General features: G+C 39.4%; 20 protein-coding genes. All 20 read right to left on the bottom strand.

Features of this window, described 5'->3' with window-relative positions:
• Positions 1 to 15 precede the first annotated feature (15 nt).
• The 20 genes from tsf to fliP all read right to left on the bottom strand — a co-directional run bounded on the left by tsf (position 16) and on the right by fliP (position 17,824).
• Entirely contained in the window at positions 16 to 945 is a 930-nt protein-coding gene (tsf, locus tag BLP50_RS03085; RefSeq protein WP_090150814.1) for a translation elongation factor Ts, read from the bottom strand.
• Between the two features lie 2 nt (positions 946 to 947).
• Positions 948 to 1,685: a 30S ribosomal protein S2 gene (gene rpsB, locus BLP50_RS03080; protein ID WP_090150808.1), complete on the bottom strand. Its 738-nt coding sequence runs from the start codon at positions 1,683 to 1,685 to the stop codon at positions 948 to 950.
• 145 nt (positions 1,686 to 1,830) lie between these two features.
• On the bottom strand, positions 1,831 to 2,406 hold the full coding sequence (locus BLP50_RS03075) for an endolytic transglycosylase MltG (RefSeq protein ID WP_090150805.1): 576 nt from the start codon (positions 2,404 to 2,406) through the stop codon (positions 1,831 to 1,833).
• Entirely contained in the window at positions 2,406 to 3,071 is a 666-nt protein-coding gene (locus tag BLP50_RS03070) for a DUF6115 domain-containing protein (RefSeq protein ID WP_143001110.1), read from the bottom strand. The genes BLP50_RS03075 and BLP50_RS03070 overlap by 1 nt, the downstream gene beginning before the upstream one ends.
• A 76-nt stretch (positions 3,072 to 3,147) precedes the next feature.
• The gene (locus tag BLP50_RS03065) at positions 3,148 to 3,483 is read right to left on the bottom strand and encodes a hypothetical protein (RefSeq protein WP_090150799.1); all 336 of its coding nucleotides are present in this window, start codon (positions 3,481 to 3,483) and stop codon (positions 3,148 to 3,150) included.
• 48 nt (positions 3,484 to 3,531) lie between these two features.
• Positions 3,532 to 4,296 carry a FliA/WhiG family RNA polymerase sigma factor gene (locus BLP50_RS03060; protein ID WP_090150795.1) on the bottom strand — a complete coding sequence of 255 codons (765 nt, stop codon included), beginning with the start codon at positions 4,294 to 4,296 and terminating at the stop codon, positions 3,532 to 3,534.
• 37 nt (positions 4,297 to 4,333) lie between these two features.
• On the bottom strand, positions 4,334 to 4,639 hold the full coding sequence (locus BLP50_RS03055; RefSeq protein WP_090150792.1) for a hypothetical protein: 306 nt from the start codon (positions 4,637 to 4,639) through the stop codon (positions 4,334 to 4,336).
• A 24-nt stretch (positions 4,640 to 4,663) separates the two neighbouring features.
• On the bottom strand, positions 4,664 to 5,152 hold the full coding sequence (locus BLP50_RS03050) for a chemotaxis protein CheD (protein WP_090150789.1): 489 nt from the start codon (positions 5,150 to 5,152) through the stop codon (positions 4,664 to 4,666).
• Positions 5,153 to 5,165: 13 nt separating this feature from the next.
• Positions 5,166 to 5,780: a chemotaxis protein CheC gene (locus BLP50_RS03045; protein WP_090150784.1), complete on the bottom strand. Its 615-nt coding sequence runs from the start codon at positions 5,778 to 5,780 to the stop codon at positions 5,166 to 5,168.
• 12 nt (positions 5,781 to 5,792) lie between these two features.
• The gene (locus BLP50_RS03040; protein WP_090150781.1) at positions 5,793 to 6,260 is read right to left on the bottom strand and encodes a chemotaxis protein CheW; all 468 of its coding nucleotides are present in this window, start codon (positions 6,258 to 6,260) and stop codon (positions 5,793 to 5,795) included.
• Between the two features lie 14 nt (positions 6,261 to 6,274).
• Positions 6,275 to 8,389 carry a chemotaxis protein CheA gene (locus tag BLP50_RS03035; RefSeq protein ID WP_090150778.1) on the bottom strand — a complete coding sequence of 705 codons (2,115 nt, stop codon included), beginning with the start codon at positions 8,387 to 8,389 and terminating at the stop codon, positions 6,275 to 6,277.
• 3 nt (positions 8,390 to 8,392) lie between these two features.
• Positions 8,393 to 9,655, bottom strand: coding sequence for a chemotaxis-specific protein-glutamate methyltransferase CheB (gene cheB / locus BLP50_RS03030; RefSeq protein ID WP_090150775.1), 1,263 nt, complete (start codon positions 9,653 to 9,655; stop codon positions 8,393 to 8,395).
• Positions 9,656 to 9,658: 3 nt separating this feature from the next.
• Entirely contained in the window at positions 9,659 to 10,402 is a 744-nt protein-coding gene (locus BLP50_RS03025; RefSeq protein ID WP_163927134.1) for a flagellar brake protein, read from the bottom strand.
• A gap of 2 nt (positions 10,403 to 10,404) precedes the next feature.
• The gene (locus tag BLP50_RS03020) at positions 10,405 to 11,280 is read right to left on the bottom strand and encodes a MinD/ParA family protein (RefSeq protein WP_090150768.1); all 876 of its coding nucleotides are present in this window, start codon (positions 11,278 to 11,280) and stop codon (positions 10,405 to 10,407) included.
• Positions 11,281 to 12,654 carry a flagellar biosynthesis GTPase FlhF gene (flhF, locus tag BLP50_RS03015; RefSeq protein ID WP_090150765.1) on the bottom strand — a complete coding sequence of 458 codons (1,374 nt, stop codon included), beginning with the start codon at positions 12,652 to 12,654 and terminating at the stop codon, positions 11,281 to 11,283. It lies immediately after the preceding gene.
• A gap of 6 nt (positions 12,655 to 12,660) precedes the next feature.
• Entirely contained in the window at positions 12,661 to 14,712 is a 2,052-nt protein-coding gene (flhA, locus tag BLP50_RS03010) for a flagellar biosynthesis protein FlhA (RefSeq protein ID WP_090150762.1), read from the bottom strand.
• A 26-nt stretch (positions 14,713 to 14,738) separates the two neighbouring features.
• Entirely contained in the window at positions 14,739 to 15,866 is a 1,128-nt protein-coding gene (flhB, locus tag BLP50_RS03005; RefSeq protein WP_090150988.1) for a flagellar biosynthesis protein FlhB, read from the bottom strand.
• Positions 15,867 to 15,870: 4 nt separating this feature from the next.
• Entirely contained in the window at positions 15,871 to 16,650 is a 780-nt protein-coding gene (locus BLP50_RS03000) for a flagellar biosynthetic protein FliR (RefSeq protein WP_090150759.1), read from the bottom strand.
• Between the two features lie 5 nt (positions 16,651 to 16,655).
• A complete protein-coding gene (fliQ, locus tag BLP50_RS02995) occupies positions 16,656 to 16,925 on the bottom strand; it encodes a flagellar biosynthesis protein FliQ (RefSeq protein ID WP_090150756.1) in 270 nt (89 codons plus the stop codon).
• A 32-nt stretch (positions 16,926 to 16,957) separates the two neighbouring features.
• Positions 16,958 to 17,824: a flagellar type III secretion system pore protein FliP gene (gene fliP, locus BLP50_RS02990; protein ID WP_090150985.1), complete on the bottom strand. Its 867-nt coding sequence runs from the start codon at positions 17,822 to 17,824 to the stop codon at positions 16,958 to 16,960.
• Positions 17,825 to 17,826: the final 2 nt, after the last annotated feature.

Below are 17,826 nucleotides of genomic sequence, written 5' to 3'. Positions count from 1 at the left end.
CTTGAAAATATGATTCTATGCATTCATCTGAGCTGCAACTTCAGCTGCGAAGTCTTCGTTCTTCTTCTCAAGACCTTCACCAGTCTCAAAACGAACAAATCTCTTAACTGAAAGCTCAGAACCAGTCTCCTTAGAAACCTGCTCTAAGTACTTAGCAACTGACTGCTTGCCGTCCTCAGCCTTAACATATACCTGATCAAGAAGGCAGATTTCCTTAAGCTCCTTAGATACACGACCTTCGATCATGCCATTGATAACCTTCTCAGGCTTCTGTGACTCCTTAGGATCGTTCATAATCTGAGCAAGAAGAATCTCCTTCTCATGAGCAATGTACTCAGCTGAAACTTCGCTACGGCTAACATACTTTGGATTAAGAGCTGCAATCTGCATAGCAAGATTTGTAGCTGCTTCCTTAGCTGCATCTGACTCAGCGCCAGCCATATCAACGATAACGCCGATACGTCCACCACCGTGTGTGTATGATACTACGAAACCATCAGAAGTAACCTTCTCGAATCTTCTAAGAGAAAGCTTCTCACCGATTGTAGCAACCATCTCTACGTGTACATCGTTAACTGTCTTTGATGAATCCTCAGCCCACTTCTCAGCAAGGAGCTCATCAATAGTAGTAACGTTAGAGTTGAGAATCTGCTTAGCAACTTTCTCAACATATGTCTGGAACTTCTCGTTCTTAGCAACGAAATCAGTCTCTGAGTTAACCTCAAGAACAACTGCTGTATTGCCTTCAACTACAACTTTGCAGATACCCTCTGCTGCGATACGAGATGCCTTCTTCTCAGCCTTAGCTGCACCGTTCTTACGAAGGAGCTCGAAAGCTGCATCCATATCACCATCGCACTCAGCGAGTGCCTTCTTACAATCCATCATACCTGCGCCAGACTGCTCGCGAAGGTCCTTTACCATTGCTGCTGTAATAGCTGCCATAATTATGCCTCCTCTTCTGTATCAGCTGCTGCTGACTCCTCAGCAACTTCGTTCATTTCACCCTGCTTTGCCTCGATAACAGCGTCTGCCATCTTTGCAACGATAAGCTTAACTGCACGGATAGCATCGTCATTACCTGGGATAACGTAATCAAGCTCATCTGGATCACAGTTAGTATCGCAAACACCTACAAGTGGAATACCAAGTGCGTGTGCTTCCTGAACACAGATGTGCTCCTTCTTAGGATCGATGATGAAGATAGCATCTGGAATACGATTCATATCCTTGATACCACCGAGAACCTTTGTAAGCTTCTCCTGCTCCTTCTTGAGCTGAGTAACTTCCTTCTTTGGAAGAAGATCAAATGTACCATCTGCTTCCATCTTCTCGATTTCCTTAAGACGTGCAATTCTTGTCTGAACTGTCTTAAAGTTTGTAAGCATACCACCGAGCCATCTCTCGTTTACATAGTACATACCGCAACGCTCTGCCTCAGATGCGATAGCGTCCTGAGCCTGCTTCTTTGTACCAACGAAAAGGATTGTACCGCCCTGCTGTGCGATATCGAAGATAACGTCATAAGCATCGTCTACCATACCTACAGACTTCTGAAGATCGATAATGTGGATACCATTACGCTCTGTGTAGATGTAAGGAGCCATCTTAGGGTTCCATCTACGTGTCTGATGTCCAAAATGAACACCTGCCTCAAGTAACTGCTTCATTGAAATAACACTCATTTTAATACCTCCTGGTTTGTTTCTTCCGCATAATTCAACCTGACTAACACCCTGCCTACAGTAGGTTGGGAACCATAATCAGTCCTTATGCGTGTATAATTTTAAACAGCCCTTAAAATTTATCATAAAAATCAAATAAATGCAACTATTTTTCAGGTGGAGTTGTTGTTCTAGCCTCTTTATTAACAAGTAACGCCACTATGTCATCATAAGAGCTGCCAACCTGCACATAAAAAGTGCCCGACTGGATGCGATTATCTACTCCTAATTCACCTAAATATTTATTAAATGATGCTGAACTGTCAACAAGCCCTTGCTTATATAAATTATTAGCAATAGTCTCTGATGACTCACCACTTTTTACAGTAAAAGCCTGATAGGACACAGTATCATCTTCATTTTGCTGGGCTGCGTTAGTTTCCTCAGCCTCTTCAACAAATTCATCAATGGTCATCTCTTCTTCTGGCTTTTCTTCAGTGGCAGATGACTCATCTACAGCATCAGCGTCTTCCTCAGAAGTTTCACTGTCAGTCTTCTCAGTGTCTTCCTTAGAGTCTTTTTCTTCCATAACCATTCCAAGCTTTTCAGCTCGAGCAATAATTTCCTCATCTGAAAGCTCTTTATTTTTGTAGCCTCCACCAAAGAAGAAGCTAACACTTAAAAGAATTGTAGCAAGAAGAATCCCGGCTCCCAATCCTCTTATATAATATTTAAGTCTCATTATCTTCCCTCCTGATAAAGTCCAAGGACGAATTTAACCTCACCTAAGCCTCTTCCAAGCTTTTTAGCAATTTCAACCTCAGATAACCCTTCATCATGAAGAGTGAGAATCTCCATATTACCATTTGATTTTGTATCATTATTTGAAGTCTCTTCAGAAAATTTTTCAGCAAGTGCTTCATTAAATGGAATCTGTTTCGAGAGATTTTCTTCCTTTTCAGATGCAAATGCTGCCTTTTGTTCCTCTAAGACACGTCTTTCGTCTTCAATTTCAAGCTCCTTATCCCTAAGCAAGTCCAGCTTTTTTGAGACTGCAGAATCTAAAGCCACCAGAGTATCTTCTAGCTCAGATAGCTTCTTAGTCATTTCAGTAGCATCCTTTTGCTTATCATTAAGCATTGAATACATAAAAGTGACCTCTTTATGAGACTTGTCTACAGACTCTAAAACATTATCGGAATACTCAGAAATCGCAAGGATTTTGGTATTAGTCTCCTTATCAGTCCTTCTATCTAATTCATCCATGGCCTCATCTATTGTTGCAGAAAGCTTATCTTCCAATTCAACATTGGCGTCAGCCATTTTATCCTTGATAATAGACTCAATCTGATCTCTTGTTAACTTCTGTAGATTTTCTTTGTCCTTAGACGATAATCTTTCAGACACAAAAAAACTCCCAATTATCAGGCCAAGCCCAATGATTAGGAGTACAATTTCAAGTATTGTCATTACAGTCTCCCTCTTAAACTCGCATATCAAATGATGAGCTAGGCTTCTGGAAAATCTTTCCATCTGCCGTCATCTCAGTCTCTTCCTTTTTATCCTTTGGATTAGTAGGCTTGCGATTCTTGTTCCCCTGATAGCCCTTACCACTACCTTCTCTGTCATATTTTGACTCACTCTGTTCGGACTTATATAGATTATTAACCTGCTTCGCCTGTTGCTCCTGCTGCTTATCTACCTCATGGGTAAGATTTTCCTGCTGAAGCAATGGCTTTTGGTCCTCCGCCGAGTGTGTATGACTGACTTCATTGGTGTTTTGAATCATTCCATTAAAATTAAGTGGACTAATTGACATAACATTCCCTCCCGAAAGAATAGCACACAATTACTGTCACAATATAACCTATTTAATTAGAATACCCATGTAATCACCTAAAACGTTACGCATCTTCGTCAACGCTTTTGTGTGAAGCTGTGAAACTCTCGATTCGGATACCTCAAGAGCTGCACTTATTTCTTTTAAAGTCATATCCTCATAATAATATAAAAGGATGACTTGTTTTTCTTTTTCTGTAAGCTTCTCAAGAGCTTCTTTTAACTTCTCAGAAAGCTCTTGCTTAGCTATATTGTCCTCTGGCTGAATAAAATGAGAATTGTGTTCAGCCTCCATAACTGGTTCATTGCCCGCTTCAACAAACTCATTTAGTGAAACCACATTGGTCACATTAAGCTGAGACTGCCATTTTAAAAACTCGTCAGAAGAAATATTTAATTCAACGGCTATCTCCTCGTCCGACGCACTATGACCAGTTCTAGCCTCAACAGTCTTGATAGCATCATCTATCATACGCTGACGTTGTCTAATGGTACGAGGAATCCAATCCATTTTTCTAATTTGGTCTAAAATAGAACCTCTGATTCTCAAGCTGGCATAAGTTTCAAACTTAACGTCCTTAGCCAAATCAAACTTATCAATAGCATCAATAAGTCCAAAAATACCATAACTGCAGAGATCTTCGTATTCTACAGTATTGCCTAGGTACATGCAAAGTCGTCCCGCAACAATCTTTACAAGTGGCGCATATTCAAGAATCAATTGCTCTCTAAGCTCTGGAGTGGCATTAACCTTATATTTATCCCAAAGCTTTTCTCTGTCACCTGCCTTCATTTATGCCCCCTTAGGTTACACAGAATGGCCAGTCATTCTAGGCTTCGTCTGACCCCTGCGATTCTTCTGATGATTCCTCTTGACCCTCTTGGCCCTCAGCCTCATCTAATGGTGTGCTAACGCTTATAACATCCTCGTCTATTGGTGTAATAGGTTCTAATGTCTTAAACGCATAATCTAATATCATCTTAATGATGGTACCCATCACAAGAAAAATAGCAACTACAATAGCTAATCTTTTGACAAACTCTGAAAACTCGACTTTTTGTGCAATAGAGATAACGCACGATATAAATGCCGCAGCCAAAGTAATAATAATCGGAACAGGTTTAGTATTTATCATCGTGTGGCCTCCATATACAATATACTAAATAATTTTAACATCTTTGCCAACTGCTTTTATGTAGTATTCTCCTGTTTCGCTATATAGCTCAACAGTACGACCGTAATTTAATCCGCAATCCTCGGCTACTAATCTGATTCCAAGTTGCTTTAACTTAGCCCTGCTGGCCTCTGCATTACGTTCCCCAACGTTGATTCCTGATGACGCTGCACCAGGCATTTCAAACATTTTGGCACCGCCTGCAATCTTTGCAATCATCTTCGCTTTGTTAGCGCCTGCTTTAATCATGTCATCATAAAGCTTTTGTATTCCAGTATCAGCAAATTTTGCAATATTAGAATTATTTCTAATAGCAGTGCTGTCTGGCAACATTATATGAGCTAAGCCGCTTATCTTAGTGGATGAATCGTAAATTGCAATTCCTATACATGACCCTAACCCAATTGTAGTCAGTGCATCAGGAGCCTTGCAAATTTTAAGATCAGCCATGCCGACTTTAATCATCTGCCCCATAATATCACTCTCCTTAAATTGGTATACCAAGTGCTGTTAGTATCTTTGCATAAGAATCTTCTTCTGGCATCAGAATGAAATGTCCCCTTATTCCTAAGTCATCAGAGAATTCAGTGTTAATCATAAGCGCATTGTCGCCAAATATACCAAACTGAACCGCTGGCACAGAAAGAATAGCCGCAGCCATATCTACAGCAACAAATGGCACTGAAGGAACAATCGTAAGATTAGTCAAACCAGATAGTGCAGACAAATATGAACCCGCAATAATGTTACCAATTTCCTTGATTGCAGATAAATCCATCTCATCAAATGGTTCACAGTAATCATCTGGTCTCATCATAAGCTTATTAACTATATGATGAGCTGATTGCATGTCCATCAAAAACATCATCGAACCATCAATATCGCCCTCAACGCCGAGCATAATACCAACAATGATCTCATCCTCGGCGCCAATAGCAGATCCTAATTCCTCAACTGGTAGGAATGCAACCTCAGGAACACTCATATCAATCCTAAGGCCAAGCATATTGGCGATGGCAGTTGTTGCATTGCCAGCGCCAATATTACCTATCTCTTTGAGGACATCAAAATATTTCTCATTAACCTCATTCAGTGTGAGCATCGTTACCTCCCTTTATGATGCATCTGTCTCGCCTATAATTGAGTTAATTTCGAAAATAGAAATCAACTCATCGCCGTTTGTTCCAACACCATTGATGAAAGAATTCTTACTCTTAAGAGTAGATGTTGGAGTCTCGATATCGTCTTCAGAAAGGGAAAGAACTTCCTTAACTTCATCAACAATAACGCCCATAAGTCCGCCAGTTTCAAGCTTTAGAATGATGATACGCGATGCATCAGTAAATTCATCATCTTCCAAATCCATTCGACGTCTAAGGCTCATTACAGGTACAACCTCACCACGAAGATTGATAACTCCTCTGTAATACGAAGGAGCCTTAGGTACTCTGGTAATTTTACTCATTCGAACTATGTTATCAATATAGGAAATGTCGATACCATAATGTTCGCCACCTATTTTAACTACAATGTATTGCTTTTTTTCTTTTTCAACTACATCATAAACAGCTAAATCTGACATGGTCTCACCTCCTACTATATAACCGCATTAACATCAAGAATCATTGCGATTTCACCATCACCAAGGATAGTAGCACCGCTGATAAGCTTGTTGTTATCAAGTTTACCAAGAGACTTAATAACGATTTCAAGCTGTCCGATAAGGTTATCTACTATGATACCTCCCTGGGTATCGCCCTTCTTACAAATAACAACTGTCATTGTCTCATCTTCATCTTCCTTAGGCTCAAAGTCAAGGATTGAATCAAGATGAATAAGAGGAATAACCTGACCTCTAAGGTGGATAACTTCCTTAGATTCAACATACTTGATATCTGATCTTGGAATATTTTCAATGTTCATAATTGAAGCAAGTGCAATTGCATATTTTTCATCTCTAATCTCAACCATAAGAGCCTGAATAATAGCAAGTGTAAGTGGTAATCTAACTGTAAACTTAGAGCCTTCGCCCATTGTAGACTTAACAGTAACATCACCACCAAGAGCTTCGATATTACTCTTAACAACATCAAGACCTACGCCTCGACCAGAAATATCTGTAATCTGCTTTGCCATTGAGAATGAAGGCATAAACAAGAAATCAATGATTTCTTTCTGAGAAAGATTCTCTGCCTCTTCAGGAGTAACAAGACCTCTTTCAATGGCTTTTTCTTTAACCTTTTCTGTGTTGATACCGCCACCATCATCACCAACTTCGATAATGACGTTATTACCTTCCTGGAAAGCGTTAAGGAAAATTGTACCTGTTTCTGGCTTGCCAGCTGCTCTTCTGTCCTCAGTAGACTCAATACCATGGTCAGCTGAGTTTCTAAGCAAATGCTGAAGTGGATCACCTAACTGATCTACTACAGTACGGTCAAGCTCAGTATCCTCACCAGTCATTACCAAATCCATAGGCTTATCAAGCTTACGGCTTAAGTCTCTGATCATTCGTGGGAACTTAGCAACTACTGACTCAATAGGAACCATTCGAACCTTCATAACTGATTCGTGAAGGTTAGTTGTGATTCTCTCTAAGTACTCTATATTTTCATGTAATGTCTGACTGTCAATCTCACCATTGCCATTGCTTTGAGATGCAAGTGAGTTCTTTGCAATAATAAGCTCGGAAACCTGATTCATCAAAGCATCAAGCTTTTCGATATCTACACGGATTGTACGTGAAGTAACAGGCTTGTTAGCTGGTGCATTTGTCTTGCCTGCTGGCTTAGCAGCAGGAGCTGCTGGTGCGGCTGGCGCAGCTGGTGCTGCAGGTGTAGCTGGTGTTGCAGCTGCTGGTGCTGCGGCCTCTACTGCTGGTGCAGCTGGTGCTGGCTCCTCAGCCTTTTTCTCATACATATCAGGTGTTACTTTTTCAGCCTCAACTGACTCTATTTCAGATACGGCCTTTACAGACTCAATAATTGGATCAAGCTCAGCCTCTGTAGAAAGAATAAATGAAAAATCGAACTCGAAATTTTCATCTTCAATATCTGCAGAACTTGGGTCAAATGCCATAATCTGGCCAAACTCTTCTACTGCCTTAAAAACAAGGAAAGCTCTTGCTGCCTTAAGCAAGCACTCTTTATTAATGTGGATTGTGAATCCATAGAGTTGCTTCTCTGCTTTGAGCTTTTCAATCATCTCTGGCTCAAGATTCATCTTCTTAAATAAAGGACCATCAGTGCTGCCAGCTGCCTCTGCTGCTGGTGCTTCAGCCTCTGCAGGTGCTGCAGCTGCCTCTGCTGCTGGTGCTTCGCCGCCTTCTGCCCCTGCCAAATAGTCATTTAAAAGCTTAATAAGAGCTTCGTTTTCTTCTTCACCTTCGTTAGAAGTCGCCTTAACTGTTTCAAGGTAACCCTCGATAGCATCAAGACATTTAAAAAGAATATCAATAAGAGCAGAATTTACCTTTACATTATCATTACGAACTTCCTGGAAAACGTTTTCCATATCGTGTGTAAGATGCTGCATTCTCTTGAATCCCATTGTACCAGCCATACCCTTAAGCGAGTGAGCTGCACGGAAAATCTCGTTAACAACATCTTTGTTTTCAGGCTCTTTCTCCAACTCCATAATATTGTCAGAAAGGCTCTGAATATGACCACTTGTCTCATCGATAAAAATATCCAAATATTGACTTACATCCATGATTTACCCTCCAAGTCTTTTCACAATTGAATTTGCTACAGATTTTAGCGGAGCAACTTCGTTAGATAAACCGCCCTGTTCCACCGCTTTAGGCATTCCATATACAACACATGTGGAAGCTTCTTGCGAAATAACGTAAGTCTTTTTGTATTGATTCAGGTATTTAATTCCTTCTGAACCATCTGCGCCCATTCCTGTAAGAACTACACAAATAATTTCATCAAAGCTAGAGTCTTTAAGAGACTTGTACATAACATCTGCACAAGGCTTAAGGCTATTCACAGGTGGACTGTCATCTAAATGACAGTAGGCTGCTTTACTTCCGTCTTCGCAGATTTCCATGTGCTTACCGCCTGGGGTAATATAAACCCAGCCTGGCTTAAAGAATTCTCCGTCCTCAGCCTCTTTAACATGAACAGCTGAAATTTGGTCCAATCTAGCTGCAAGAGAGGCTGTAAATCCTTCTGGCATATGCTGAACAAGAACCATTGGTACTGATAAACTAGCTGGAAGCATAGGCACGAAAGTATGTAATGCCTGTGGTCCTCCAGTTGAGCAAGCAAGAGCAATAATTTTTTTGGTTCTAACGCCACTGCCTGTTGGTGCTTTCTTGCTTGGTGTAGCCGGTGTTGAATCCGCTACTACTGGCTGGTCTTGATTTGACTTAGAAGGAGACATCTGAGGCGACTGATTTGTAACGCCCATTTTCTCTATATCTGATGCGGTGCGCGCACTACCGGAACCAGATTTGATATTTTCCAGATGATTCCTAACACTTTCCAAACGATCCTGAGTTGCTTGTCTACTTTCGCTAAAAGACTTTGAATCATTTGAAGAGCTTCCAGAAGATGTAACTGGTCTAAAAGCATTAGACTTTGACACATTATGGAGCGATGTCAGAAGCTGCCTACCAAAAACATCTCTAGTGTCACTACCGGATCTAATAGGCTTTACTACAAAATCAAGAGCTCCATACTCCATTGCCTTTACCGTCTTGTCTGCATCCTCTTTTAAGATAGAGCTGACAATCACAGCATTGAAGGTGAACTTCTCGTTGTAAAGCTTCTCCAGCAGTTCCAAACCAGTGAGCTTAGGAAGTACCATATCCAGCACGATTAAATCGTACGGATTATTCTTTATTTTGTTGTAAGCATCTTCGCCGTCTGCACTAACGTCGACTACACGAAAATCACTATCTGCGTTTATAATATCACAGATAACCCTTCTCATGAGTGCAGAGTCATCAACAACCAAAATCTTATACATTCTTTACCCCTGCTCTTTTTTACGTAACCGCCGCTCTTCGTCAAAAATGTACTTAATTATTATCTCCCTGTCGTCTGGCTCTTTAAATAAAAACTCTATTCTGTGAATATAAACATTATTCTCACTATCGTACTCTACTTTTACCTTTCTACTGATGACATTTATTATTTTATTAAGGTTCGGAGTTGATAGAACAAAGGAACAGTACATATATCTCTCCGTCTGAACCTCGTGTCTAGATTTAAATCTAGCTCCACCTCCACTAATGTCAACAATATTTCCCTCTACTGGGTCACCGTAGGTATTGCCATATTTCTCCAAGTCATCCTCAACAAGAGTCATTGAAGGAAGTAAGGCTACATCCTCAGGTATTGGTAATACTTTTATCGGAAGTAAACAGTTAAATCTGTAATAGTCCCTTCTTTGAACTTTTTGAAGCTTGGAACTAGGCTCAAAAACATAAATAGGGAAATTCTCCAGCTTTCCTCGTTTAGTAATCTCTCCCGAAAGTTGAAACATACCTGCTCGAGTATTAAATACTACATCAAAATTAATATTCATAGGCACTGTAACAGTGTGCCCTCCTCGAGTAGGAATATGAAATAAAATCTCTTCATTTTTGGTAACGCCGAAGACACTTGAAATATAATTATTCTTCTCCCCATCCAAGTTTGCCTCGCCGTTGGCATTGATGCTGGCAACCGAAAACTCCATCGGTGTGCCAGGCCTTAATTCTAATATTTCCATAACTAAGCCCTGTCTTTTAATAATGTATTGAAAATGTGTAAAACACCCCATTTATAATGTGTCATTGAATCCTTCTGAAGAAGTCTATAAGCTAGGTTTTCAAAGCTCTTAGCTGCTTTTGACTGAGGGTATTCAATTGACACAACCTTTTGGTTTCTAACTGATTTTTCAAGGAAATTGTCATATGGAACATAACCTAAATAATCTAGTTTTCCGCCTAAAAACTTTTGAACTACAGAAAGCATTTTAGAATAAACTGCCTTGCCTTCAGATTCACTGGTGACCTTATTGGCAACCAAGTGGACATTTGTACCTCCCTCAATGTATCTGTCGCTCTTATACATTGCCTTCATGAGGGAATAAGAATCGGTAAGGGAACTAGGCTCAGGTGTGGAAATAAGCACAACTTCAGGAGAAGCAAGGACAAATTCCATAACCTGGTCAGAAACACCCGCACCTGTATCAATTATTAGAATATCACATAAATCGTTCAAAAGTGTTAAATTATGCACTAAAAACGTAATTTGTTCACTTTTTAAATTATTGAGGCCAACAACGCCGGAACCGCCTGAAATAAAGCCAATTCCCATAGGTCCCTCAGTGATAATGTCCCTAATACTCTTTCCTTTGAAAATAACATCAGAAAGATTGTAATTAGGTAAGGTTCCAAACATGACCTCTACATTGGCAAGACCAAAATCCGCATCTAAAATGATGACCTTTTTGCCCATTTTAGTAAATTGCACAGCTAAATTAACAGCCATGTTGGATTTACCTACACCGCCTTTGCCTGAGGTAATGGTAATGACTTTTGTATTCTCAACGCTCTTGATGTTGTGAGCCTTTATTACATTGCGAAGATTTTCTGCCTGATCCATTTACTTCCCTCCCAATAACTGTTTAACCAGCTTCTGGGCATTAACAATCTCTATATCATCAGGAACATTCTGTCCAACAGTGAGGTAAGAAAGGTTTGCCTTGGTGTAAAGCTTAAGATTGAATATATTACCTAGGCAATTAGTCTCATCAAGCTTTGTAAATATAAGGTTAAAATCAGTAAACTCCATATAAGCATCAGCTATATCAATAAGATCCTTATATTTTGTAGTTGCCGAAAGCACAAGATAAACTTCACTATCATAATAATCAGAAAGGGCGCTGATTAATTTATTTGTATCTGACTTTTGCTCCTCATTTCTATGTGAAAAACCAATGGTATCAACAAGAATCACATCTAAGTCTTCATTTTCTCTAGTCTGCTTTTTCACTGTATCTAAGAGCTCATCTGCAGAATAAATAACATTAAGAGGAACCCCTAAAATATTTGCATAAGTCTGAAGCTGATTAGCAGCAGCCATTCTGTATGTATCAGCAGTAATAAGGCCTACCTTTTTGCCTTCTTCTACCTTGAATTTGCTGGCAATTTTAGCAATGGTTGTAGTCTTGCCTACGCCTGTAGGTCCAATAAAAAATACAACCTTAGGACGACGAGAGCCCATCATAATCTTAGAAGGAGTGCCTAGTTTTAAAACCATTTTCTGGTAAACATTTGAGAGTAAATTATCTAGGCTGTGGCTAGTCTGTAAGACCTTGTCCATGTCCTCTAATACCTGATTGATATATTTCTCCTGAACCTCATTTTCAAGGAGAACATTGTAAAGCATCTTAACAAAGACGTGGTTGTCATTATCTATAGATGGCTGTGATGTCTGCGGAGAAGCAGGTTCCGGCTGAATGTTAGCTCTGGAAGCAGGTGTTTCAACAGCTTGAGTCACCTTAACACGAGGCTCCTCGATTGGAGCAACAACAGGTCTCATACCAACCGGCTTAGAGTATGTAGGCTCAATAAGTCTAGTGCGTGGAGCACTATCAGAAAGTGGCTCAAACTCCTGCTTTGGCATAGAATTATCCTCCTGCTTTTCAAGAACTTCATTAACTGCCGAAAAAGCATTCTTAAGCATAATGGCATCATCAGCTACTGCATCAAATCCAGAAGATTCATTTTCTCCAGAAGCTTTATCCTGTGAATTGCTAATAGCTGAAGCGACCTCCTCAGGAACAAAAGGATTGTTCCTAACATCGTCATCTTCCACAGCTGCAGTGACCTCGTAGGTGTTACTTTTAAATAGACCACCTAGTCCCTTAGGCTTAATCACCTTAACATTCATAATAACTGCAGCATTGCCAAGTTCCTTTCGAACCTTTGACATTGCCTCTTCTTCAGTTTTTCCAGTGTATTTGTTAATTGTCATTTATTCTCACCCTGTAACCATTCCTACTGATGATAATTCAACATTTGAATCTATTTCATTGTATGAAACTACAATCAAATCCTTATAGTAATCCTGAGTCATGCTCTTAAAGTACATTCTGACGATTGGAGATGTAACAACAATAGGTGTACGTCCCATTTCCTCAAGCTTGTTAATCTCCTGGCCAAGAGAATCGATTATTGCCTTTATTCGCTCTGGATCAAGAGTCAAATATGCACCTTGCTCAGTCTGCTTAATAGAAGCCATAATATCCTGCTCTACCTTAGGATCTACAGTAATAACCTGCGTGGTCTCATTAGGAGCAAAATATCTACCTGATATAGCACGCTTCAATCCCTGTCGTACGTACTCTGTCAATACATCTGTATCGTGTGTAGTTGTTGCGTGGTCAGCCAATACCTCAAATATTGTAAGCAAATCTCGAATAGAAACACCTTCTGATAAGAGATTCTGAAGAACCTTTTGAACATCGCCAAGGCCAAGAAGCTTTGGAATAAGTTCCTCCACAATAACAGGATTTGTCTCCTTGAGATTATCGATAAGATTCTGTACATCCTGTCTTGTAAGAAGCTCTGCAATATGACTTCTGATAATCTCAGTCAAATGAGTAGCGATAATAGATGGAGGATCAACAACTGTATATCCCAGAGACTCTGCTCGCTCTCTCTGACTCTCTGTAATCCATATAGCCGGCAAATGGAATGACGGCTCGAATGTTGGAATACCTGTAATCTCTTCCTCAACATATCCAGGATTCATGGCCATATAGTGGTCAAATAAAATCTCGCCCTCTGTCACCTGAATACCCTTTATTTTAATGATATATTGATTAGGATTAAGCTGAATATTATCTCGAAGTCTGATAATCGGAACAACCGTACCTAGCTCAAGGGCTATCTGCCTTCGAATCATTACAACTCGGTCAAGCAAATCACCGCCCTGGTTAACATCTGCAAGCGGAATAATTCCGTAACCAAACTCAAGCTCAATCGGATCAACCTGTAAAAGAGAAACAACATTTTCCGGCTTGCGGATTTCCTCAGCCTCAGTCTCCTCAGCTGCAACCTCCTGCTCTATTTCCTCCTCGCCAATGGTCTTAGAAATAGAAAGGCCTGACACAATAAAAGCACCGCCAAAAGCGATGAAAAGCACAGGGTTAAGAGGTGTAGCTATACCAAGAAAGGCCATAGTTCCACCAACTATATAAAGAACCTTAGGAATACCAAAAAGCTGCTTGATAAGTGTGCCTGAAAAATCAGCAGCCTTAGAACCCTTTGTAACCAAAATACCTGTTGAAAGTGAAATCAAAAGAGATGGAATCTGAGATACGAGTCCATCACCGATTGTAAGGATGCCAAACTGTTGAAGAGCGTCAGCTGCAGGAAGTCCCTGATTGAGCATTCCCATTACAGTACCACCAGCAAGGTTGATAACAGTAATGATAAGACCTGCTGTAGCATCTCCCTTTACGTACTTAGTAGCACCGTCCATAGCTCCGAAGAATGCTGATTCTTCTTGAATCTTATCTCTTCGTCTTTTGGCCTCGGCATCATCAATAGCACCTGTATTCAAATCAGCGTCAATGGCCATCTGTTTACCAGGCATAGCGTCCAAAGTGAATCGAGCTGAGACCTCAGCTACACGCTCAGAACCTTTGTTGATAACCATAAACTGAATAATAATCAGAATTAAGAAAATGATAGCTCCAATAACAAGATCGTTACCACCAACGAAACTACCGAATGTCTTAACAACATTACCAGGGTCTCCTGTTGAAAGAATAAGTCTTGTAGATGAAACGTTAAGTGAAATTCTAAAAATAGTCGTAAAAAGAAGTAATGTTGGGAAGAAAGACATATCCAACACTTCTTGTACGAAAAGAACATTCATTAAAACGATTAGTGCAATGGATATATTGAAAGCAATCATTATATCCAAAAGGAAATTAGGGATAGGTATTACAAAGAATGTAACAGCTGCAAGTAAATAAAGCGCAATCCCAACATCTGTTTTTTTAACTGATGCTGTTAAATCCATACTAATCCCCCTTTCCGAAAATATTTCTAGCTAGCTCTATTGGTATATACAACCGCCAGAATCTCTGCAACAGCTTGATACAACTCAGGCGGAATAACCTGATCCACATCAACAGTGGCATACAGTGCTCTGGCCAGCGGTTTGTTTTCAACTATTGGTACACCGCTATCTTTGGCGGTGTCTTTAATTTTTTTAGCAAGGTAATCCTCGCCCTTGGCTACCACACGGGGTGCCTCATCTTTTGTGTTGTCATATAAAATAGCAACAGCAATGTGGGTAGGGTTGGTGATGACAACATCCGCCTGTGGGACGCTTTGCATCATTCGCCTCTGAGAGGCTTCCATCATCCTCTGCCTCTGCTTACCCTTGATAGCAGGATCTCCTTCGGAATTTTTGTACTCATCCTTAACTTCCTGCTTAGTCATCTTCATATCATCTCTAAATTTCCAGCGCTGATAAGCATAATCTGCAAATCCAAGAACGATATATACAAGGCTAATCTTAATGCCTGTATCAACAATAATTTTAAATATCAAACTAAGAGCTGCTCTTAGATTGATATCATAAAGTATAAATAGATTGTTAGCCTGGTCTCTAATATTGAGATAAGCTATATAAAACACAAGTGTTACTTTCGCAAGAGCTAGAATCAAATTAACAAGCGATTGTTTAGAAAAGATTCTCTGAAATCCACTGATAGGATTAAACTTGCTAAGCTTAGGTTGCAATGGCTTTAGGGTGGGCTTCCATCCTACCTGAATCAAATTCCCCACAAAATGTGTTGCAAAACCAATAGCTAAAAACGGAAGTAGAATTAAAAACATCTTCAAAAGCAAGGTCTGGAAAATCCCAGATATTGTTTGTATAGTCATGCCACTTCCATTCATTTCTACTATATCTGGTATTATAGCATAAATCCATGCAAAAATTTCCTCAAATCTAACACCTGCAAATTCTAGAAAGATTCGCAAGCTAATAAAAAAGCCCAAAAGTGAGAAACCATTAACAATTTCCTTACTTTTTGCCACCTTACCTTCTTTTCTTGCATCCTGAAGTTTTTTAGAGGTAGGCTGTTCTGTCTTCTCACCGCCCTCTCCATCTTTTGCGAAGAACTGAAGGTTATATGCAATTAATAGATTATTTTCCCTTTGCATCAAATCAGTACAATCCTTGTATAAATAGTGACATCATTTTTTTCATCTCTCTGAAAATAAAACTTGCTATATCAGGAAGTAAAAATACCGTTAAGAATAATACTATAAAACCAACGATGATTTTAAGCTGAGCACCTACAGAGAACATGTGAATCTGTGGCGCAACCTTAACCATTATTCCAAGTATTGCATTCAAAATCATAATTACAGCAAACACAGGAAGAATTATTCTAAAAGCAATGACAAAAATATCTGCAATAAAAATAATTGTGGAACTCAAAAGAGAATCCCATCTAAAAATAGTCCCACCTATAGGAATCAGCTCAAATGCGTCGCAAAGTGTCCTAAAAATATATCTATGCATTCCCGAAAGAACAAGGAGAACCATAATAAACTGATTGTAAAGCAAACCAGTAACTGAAACTTCCGAACCCATAGTAGGATCAAACTCCTGAGCCATAGAAAGGCCTATATTCATATCAATCATGTGGCCTGCAAGCTGAATGATAAATATACAACAGTAAGTAGAAAAGCCAATAATAAGTCCAGTTACAGCCTCTCTAACAACTAAAAAAGCATACCCAACAACTGTAGAATAATTAAGGGCGCTAAAATCTACCACAAAATACAACATCAAAGATACGATAGCTGAAAAGCCTATCTTAACTCTAACAGGCGTATTTCTAGTATTAAAAAATGGCGCCACCACTACAAACATGGATATGCGTGTAAGTATCAGAAGAAAATATTCAAAATTTTGTAAAGTAAAATCAACACTAAACATCTATCCTAGCCTAAATAAATACTGAAATTTGCCCATAGATTATTGATGTAATCTGTAAGCACAGAAAGCATCCACGGACCAAAAATCATAAGGGCTGTGAAAACGCCAACTATTTTAGGAATGAAAGTAAGGGTCTGTTCCTGAATAGATGTAACTGTTTGAAAAATACTAATTGCCAAACCAATAACAAGAGATACTAAAAGTAATGGTAACGAAACCATAAGAAGTGTATAAATAGAATCTCTAATAATGTCGAGTACCTGTCCCTCTGTCATAACTTACTCTCCTAAATCCTAAATCTTCTCCATCAATAGAAAGTCTTAACAAGACCTCCTATAACCAAATCCCATCCGTCAACCAAGATAAACAAGAGAATCTTGAATGGTAGGGATATGGTAGTAGGCGGAAGCATCATCATACCCATTGACATAAGTACTGATGCAACAACCATATCAATAACAATAAATGGAATATAAATTAAAAATCCAATGATAAATGCTGTTCTAAGTTCTGAAAGTATGAAACTAGGAACCAAAACTGTGAAAGCAACATCATCATAATCCTCGTAGGTAACTCCAGCTATGTCACAAAATAGATTAAGATCCTTGGTCTGAGTCTGTCCGTACATAAACTCACGGATAGGCATAACAGCAGCATCAATAGCCTCTTCCTGGGTAATCTCTCCTGCATCAAAAGGATCAATTGCATCAGTTTTAATCTGTGTCAAAACCGGTGACATAATAAATAAAGTTAAAAACAACGCCAAGCCAATCAAAACCTGATTCGGAGGCGCTGTATTAGTACCTATAGCAGCGCGCACAAAGTGAAGCACTATTACGCATCTGGTAAAGGATGTAAGCATTATGAGAATAGATGGGGATAATGCGATAATTGTAAGGATTAATAGCATCCTAAGAGTAGATGAGAAATTACCATCATTGCCATCGAACTGCAATGTGAATCCACCATCTCCAACAGTCTCATCTGAAGCATTAGGCGCATTTTCTGTTGCGCCATAATGCCCATTGTTAGCCCCATATTCTGTATCAAATTCGGTATTACTATCATATTCAGTTGCCTTTGCAGTAATTGTACTCATGAAAAGTGTACAAAAAATACATGTAGCTGCAAACACCAAACTACAAATGACATATACCTTCTTAAATTTATTCATAA

It is taken from the genome of Pseudobutyrivibrio sp. AR14, from assembly GCF_900101325.1.
GTDB lineage: Bacteria > Bacillota > Clostridia > Lachnospirales > Lachnospiraceae > Pseudobutyrivibrio.
This window is presented reverse-complemented; position numbering and strand designations above follow the sequence as displayed.